At 61.5% G+C, this 5,850-nt stretch carries 1 protein-coding gene, 1 tRNA gene and 4 pseudogenes; all 6 read left to right on the top strand.

Translation table 11 applies throughout. The features are described from left to right. Window positions 1-864 (top strand): putative bifunctional diguanylate cyclase/phosphodiesterase (locus tag DQ405_RS23575; protein WP_168426303.1); only part of this gene is annotated, 864 nt, incomplete at its 5' end. Between the two features lie 15 nt (window positions 865-879). Then, window positions 880-956, top strand: a tRNA-Ile gene (locus DQ405_RS23570). A 110-nt stretch (window positions 957-1,066) separates the two neighbouring features. Next, a pseudogene (locus DQ405_RS23565) lies at window positions 1,067-1,518 on the top strand (Lrp/AsnC family transcriptional regulator). Between the two features lie 147 nt (window positions 1,519-1,665). Continuing rightward, window positions 1,666-3,370: pseudogene (locus DQ405_RS23560) on the top strand (flavin monoamine oxidase family protein). 10 nt (window positions 3,371-3,380) lie between these two features. After that, a pseudogene (locus tag DQ405_RS23555) lies at window positions 3,381-4,178 on the top strand (carbon-nitrogen hydrolase family protein). A 48-nt stretch (window positions 4,179-4,226) separates the two neighbouring features. Continuing rightward, window positions 4,227-5,850 (top strand): annotated as a pseudogene (pqqF, locus tag DQ405_RS23550) (pyrroloquinoline quinone biosynthesis protein PqqF); the annotation flags it as partial.

Genomic DNA, 5,850 nt, shown 5'->3' with positions numbered 1-5,850 from the left:
GGGCGCAACCGGGTCGAGCGCTACACCCGCGACCTGACCGCCCAGGCCAATGAACGCGTAGCGCTGGAGCACGAACTGCGCCGCGCCATCGAACGTGAAGAATTGAGCCTGTATTACCAACCCAAACGCAGCCTGGTCACCCAACAACTGATCGGCGCCGAAGCCTTGATCCGTTGGCACCACCCGACCTTGGGCGAGGTCCCGCCCGAGCACTTTATTGCCCTGGCCGAAGAGAACGGCATGATCCTGCAAATCGGCGACTGGGTACTGGAACAGGCGTGCCGGCAGTTGCACGCCTGGCAAGCGGCTTTCAAGGATTTCGGCCCCCTGTCGGTCAACCTCGCAGGCGCGCAACTGCGTCACCCCAACCTGCTGTCACGCATCGAACAACTGCTGCACGATTACCGCCTCGAACCCGGCTGCCTGCAACTGGAAATCACCGAAAACTTCATCATGAGCCAAGCCGAAGAAGCGCTCGCGGTGTTGCACCAACTCAAGCGCCTGGGCGTCCAATTGGCGATCGATGATTTCGGCACCGGCTACTCGTCCCTCAGCTACCTCAAGCGCCTGCCCCTGGACTTCCTCAAAATCGACCAATCCTTCGTCCGCGGCTTGCCCGACGACCCTCACGATGCAGCCATCGTGCGCGCCATCATCGCCCTCGGCCACAGCATGCAATTCACCATCATCGCCGAAGGCGTGGAGACTCCGGCGCAACAAGCATTCCTCGCAAGCGAGGGGTGTGAACAGATGCAAGGCTACATCGTCAGCCTGCCCCTGCCGCCGGAGCTTTTTGCCGCCAGCTTCCTTCGTACACGGCACAAGGATTTTTCGGATGGCACAGTGAACAAACCATCGCTATAATCCGCGACCTACTGAGGGCCTATAGCTCAGTTGGTTAGAGCAGGGGACTCATAATCCCTTGGTCGTAGGTTCGAGTCCTACTGGGCCCACCACACAAAAAAAGCCGCGCATTGCGCGGCTTTTGCGTATCTGGCATCACGGTTCTTTCAGCCAGGCCAAGCCTGTACCATGCTTGCTCATTGCCCCCGCACTGGAGCCCCCCTTGCCCGCCCTAGACGAAATCGACCGCCAAACTGATCGCCGCCCTGCAGCTCAACGCCCGTGAAAGCGTGGCCATGCTCGCCAGGCAGTTGGGCATCGCGCGCACCACCGTCACGTCGCGTCTGGCCCGCCTGGAGAAAACCCAGGTCATCACCGGTTACGGCGTGCGCCTGGGGCCAGCGCGTTGGCGGATGGGGGGTTGCAAGCTTATGTGGGCATTACCGTGCAACCCCCGTTCGGGCAAAGAGGTGTTGCGCAGGCTGAGCGCCATGGCGCAAGTGCAGCAGTTGTGCGCGGTAAGTGGAGAGTTCGATTACGTGGCTTGGCTGCGCACCGATTCGCCAGAGCAACTGGACCAATTGCTGGACCAGATCGGCAGTGTCGACGGCGTGGAGAAAAACCACCACCTCGATCATCCTCAGTAACAAATTGGATCGCGGACAACCAATCTGATCACTACCTTCGTCATATTGACTAAAACCAGTACAATCCGACGACACATTGCGTCTTATTAACGAGCGCAACGCTCCCTAAACTGGCTGCCATCTTTTCCTATACTCAACGGGCCCTCCTCCCGCCGAGCCGTCAGTAAGGTCAGCCATGAGCATTCCGTCCAGCACCCTCAGCAAGCCCAATCGCCACCCGGGCGACGGTAAGAAACCCATCACCATTTTCGGCCCGGACTTCCCGTTTGCCTTTGATGACTGGATCGAACACCCCGCCGGGCTGGGCAGTATTCCTGCGGCCAATCATGGCGCCGAAGTGGCGATCGTCGGCGCCGGGATCGCGGGCCTGGTTGCGGCCTACGAGCTGATGAAACTCGGGCTCAAGCCCGTTGTGTATGAAGCCTCGAAGATGGGTGGCCGCTTGCGCTCGCAGGCCTTTGAAGGCGCCGAAGGCATCATCGCCGAGTTGGGCGGCATGCGGTTCCCGGTATCGTCCACGGCGTTCTACCATTACGTGGACAAACTTGGACTGGAGACCAAGCCCTTTCCCAACCCGCTGACACCGGCGTCCGGCAGCACCGTGATCGATCTGGAAGGCCAGACTCACTATGCGCAAAAACTCTCCGATTTACCGGCACTGTTCCAGGAAGTCGCCGATGCCTGGGCCGACGCCTTGGAGGCCGGTTCGCAGTTCGGCGATATCCAGCAGGCAATCCGCGACCGCGACGTGCCACGGCTCAAGGAACTGTGGAACAAGCTCGTGCCGCTGTGGGATGACCGTACCTTCTACGACTTCGTCGCCACCTCCAAAGCCTTCGCCAAATTGTCCTTCCACCACCGCGAGGTGTTTGGCCAGGTCGGTTTCGGCACCGGCGGTTGGGACTCTGACTTTCCCAACTCCATGCTGGAAATCTTCCGTGTGGTAATGACCAACTGCGATGATCATCAACACCTGATCGTCGGTGGCGTGGCACAAGTGCCCATGGGCATCTGGCGCCATGTGCCAGAGCGCTGCGCCCATTGGCCGGCCTGCACCAGCCTGAGCTCGTTGCATAGAGGCGCACCACGGGCAGGCGTGAAGCGCATTGCCCACGCCGCCGATGGCCGCTTTGCTGTTACCGACAACTATGGCGACACGCGCGAATACGCGGCGGTGCTGACCACCTGCCAAAGTTGGCTGCTGACCACACAAATCGAATGCGACGAAACCCTGTTCTCACAAAAAATGTGGATGGCCCTGGATCGCACTCGCTACATGCAGTCATCGAAAACCTTCGTGATGGTTGATCGCCCATTCTGGAAAGACAAAGACCCGCAAACCGGCCGCGACCTGATGAGCATGACCCTCACCGACCGCCTGACCCGGGGCACCTACCTGTTCGATAACGGTGACGACAAGCCGGGGGTGATCTGCCTGTCCTACTCGTGGATGAGCGACGCACTGAAGATGCTGCCCCAGCCTATCGACAAGCGGGTGAAACTGGCCCTCGATGCGCTGAAGAAGATCTACCCCAACGTTGATATCAAGGCGCGCATCATCGGCGACCCGATCACCGTGTCCTGGGAGGCCGATCCGCATTTCCGTCGGGGCCTTCAAAGGCGCCTTGCCCGGTCACTATCGCTATAACCAGCGGATGTATGCGCACTTCATGCAGAAGGATATGCCCGCCGAACAACGCGGGATCTTCATCGCGGGTGATGATGTATCGTGGACGCCCGCCTGGGTCGAAGGCGCGGTACAAACCTCGCTCAACGCGGTATGGGGCATCATGAATCACTTCGGTGGCAGCACCCACCCGGAGAACCCAGGCCCAGGCGACGTATTCGATGAAATAGGGCCAATCGCCCTGGCAGAATAAGGAGTTGAGCATGCGTGTCGCCCTGTACCAATGCCCGCCGCTGCCGCTGGATGTGGCCGCTAACCTGCAGCGCCTGCACCAGTTGGCCCATGAAGCACACGGCGCCGATGTGCTGGTGCTGCCAGAGATGTTTCTCAGCGGCTATAACATTGGCGCCGAAGCCGTTGGCGCACTGGCAGAGGCACAGGATGGGCCATCGGCGCAGGCGATTGCCGAACTGGCGCAAAAGTGCCGGGCTGGCGATCCTGTATGGCTACCCGGAGCGGGCCGAAGACGGCCAGGTCTACAACGCCGTGCAGTTGATCGACGCCCAGGGCAAGCGCCTGTGCAATTACCGCAAGACCCACTTGTTTGGCGATCTTGACCACTCAATGTTCAGCGCCGGCCCCGATGATTTCCCGGTGGTGGAATTGAACGGGTGGAAGGTGGGCATGCTGATTTGCTACGACCTGGAGTTTCCGGAAAACACCCGGCGCCTGGCCCTCGCCGGTGCCGAACTGATTCTGGTGCCCACCGCTAATATGGTGCCGTTCGACTTCGTTGCCGACGTCACCGTGCGGGCGCGAGCCTTTGAAAAACCAATGCTTCGTGGCCTATGCCAACTATTGCGGGCACGAAAGGCGAGATTCACTACTGCGGGCAAAGCAGCATTGCCGCGCCGGACGGCCAGCGAATTGCCCAGGCTGGCCTGGATGAAGCCTTGATCGTCGGCACCCTGGATCGCCAATCTATTGTCGACGCCCGCGCCGCCAACCACTACCTGCAAGACCGTCGCGCCGAACTCTACGGCGCACTGCACAAGCCCTGACCCATTGGGTTTGCTAGCATAGGCACTTCCCACGCCTCGGAAGTGCCCATGCCTGCGCCGGTTCACCCTCATCCCCTTCACCTGACTCTCGCTAATGGCCTGCGGGTTTGCCTGCGCCATGCGCCACGCTTGAAGCGCTGCGCCGCCGTTTTTACACGTGGCTGCCGGCAGCCATGACGTGCCATTGGCCTGGCCTGGCCTGGCGCATTTTCTTGAGCACTTGTTGTTTCTCGGTACCGAACGTTTCCCAGTCGGCGAAGGGCTGATGGCCTACGTGCAGCGCCACGGTGGGCAGGTCAACGCCAGCACCCGTGAGCGCACCACCGAGTTCTTCTTTGAACTGCCGGTGCCGGCTTTTGCAGACGGGCTGGCGCGTTTGGCGGATATGCTGGCTCACCCGCGCCTGGCCCTCGACGATCAACAACGTGAACGCGAAGTGCTGGAGGCGGAGTTCATCGCCTGGTCCCAGGATGCCAAGGCCCAACAGCAAGTGGCGCTGCTGCAAGGCTTGGCGGCGGATCATCCTCTACGAGGTTTTCATGCCGGCAACCGCGACAGCCTGCCGGTGGAAAGCGACGAGTTTCAGCACGCCTTGCGAGGGTTCCACGCACGCTTTTATCAAAGCGGGCAGATGACCCTGAGCCTCGCCGGTCCACAATCGCTGGCCGACCTGCAGGCCTTGGCCCAGCAGTTCAGTGACCAACTGACGCCCGGCCCATTGCACCCGCAGGCCGCTCCACCGGCCTTGATGCATGGCCCGGCGCGCCGTTATCAGCACGTCGCCGGCCAACACCTGCATCAGGTCATTACGTGTAACGCGCCACGGGAAGCGCTGGCGTTTCTCTGCACCTGGCTCAACGCCTCGGCCCCCGGCGGGTTGCTCGCTGAACTGCAAGCGCGACGACTGGCCACCGCGCTGCAGGCGTCCGTGCTGTACCAATTCGCGGATCAAGCCGTGCTGGATATAGACTTCACCCTCGCCAGCGAACGCGAACCGGCTACGCAGATTGAAGAGTTGCTGCACGACTGGCTGGGTTTCTTCGCACACAGCGACTGGACAGCGTTACGCGAAGAGTTCGCCTTGCTCAATGCTCGCCAGCAACAGGTCCAAGGCGCCCTGGCGTTGGCGCGCAACGATGCCCAAGACCTGTCGGAACAAGGCGTCGTAGCCCTCAAGGCCATACTCGATTCACTGCACCTGCCCGCCTCCCGGCACCCTTGGCAACTGCCGCCCAATAACCCCTTGCTTCGTGCGCCCGCCAAGGAAGAACGCGCTGGCCTGATTCGTGGCCAAACCAGCGCCCACCGTGGCTTGCGCACCTTTGCCCAGGATCGCTCACGGGGCCGACGGGAGCTGTCAGCGTTGACCTTCAGCCAGGCGTTGGCGGATGACACTGGCGAAGGCGCGCTGTACCTGCACTGGCGGTTTGACTCGGCGGTACCCAGCGGGCTGGAAAGTCTGTTGCGGCCGTTGCGCGAGCAGGCACGCCAGGCCGGCGTCGAGTTGTCTTGCGAAACCTGCGCCACGGATTGGCAGGTGAAGATGCACGGCCTCCACGAGCCCATGCCGGCGGTGCTCGAAGCGTTGGCGCGGTGTCTGAGTGACTCGGATGAACCTTTGCCACCGACCGCTCCCGTGCCGATGATCGCCATCCGGGAACTGCTCAAGGCG

It is taken from the genome of Pseudomonas sp. SST3, from assembly GCF_003325755.1.
Note: the sequence above shows the minus strand (reverse complement) of the source record. Positions and strands in the feature narration are given on the sequence as shown.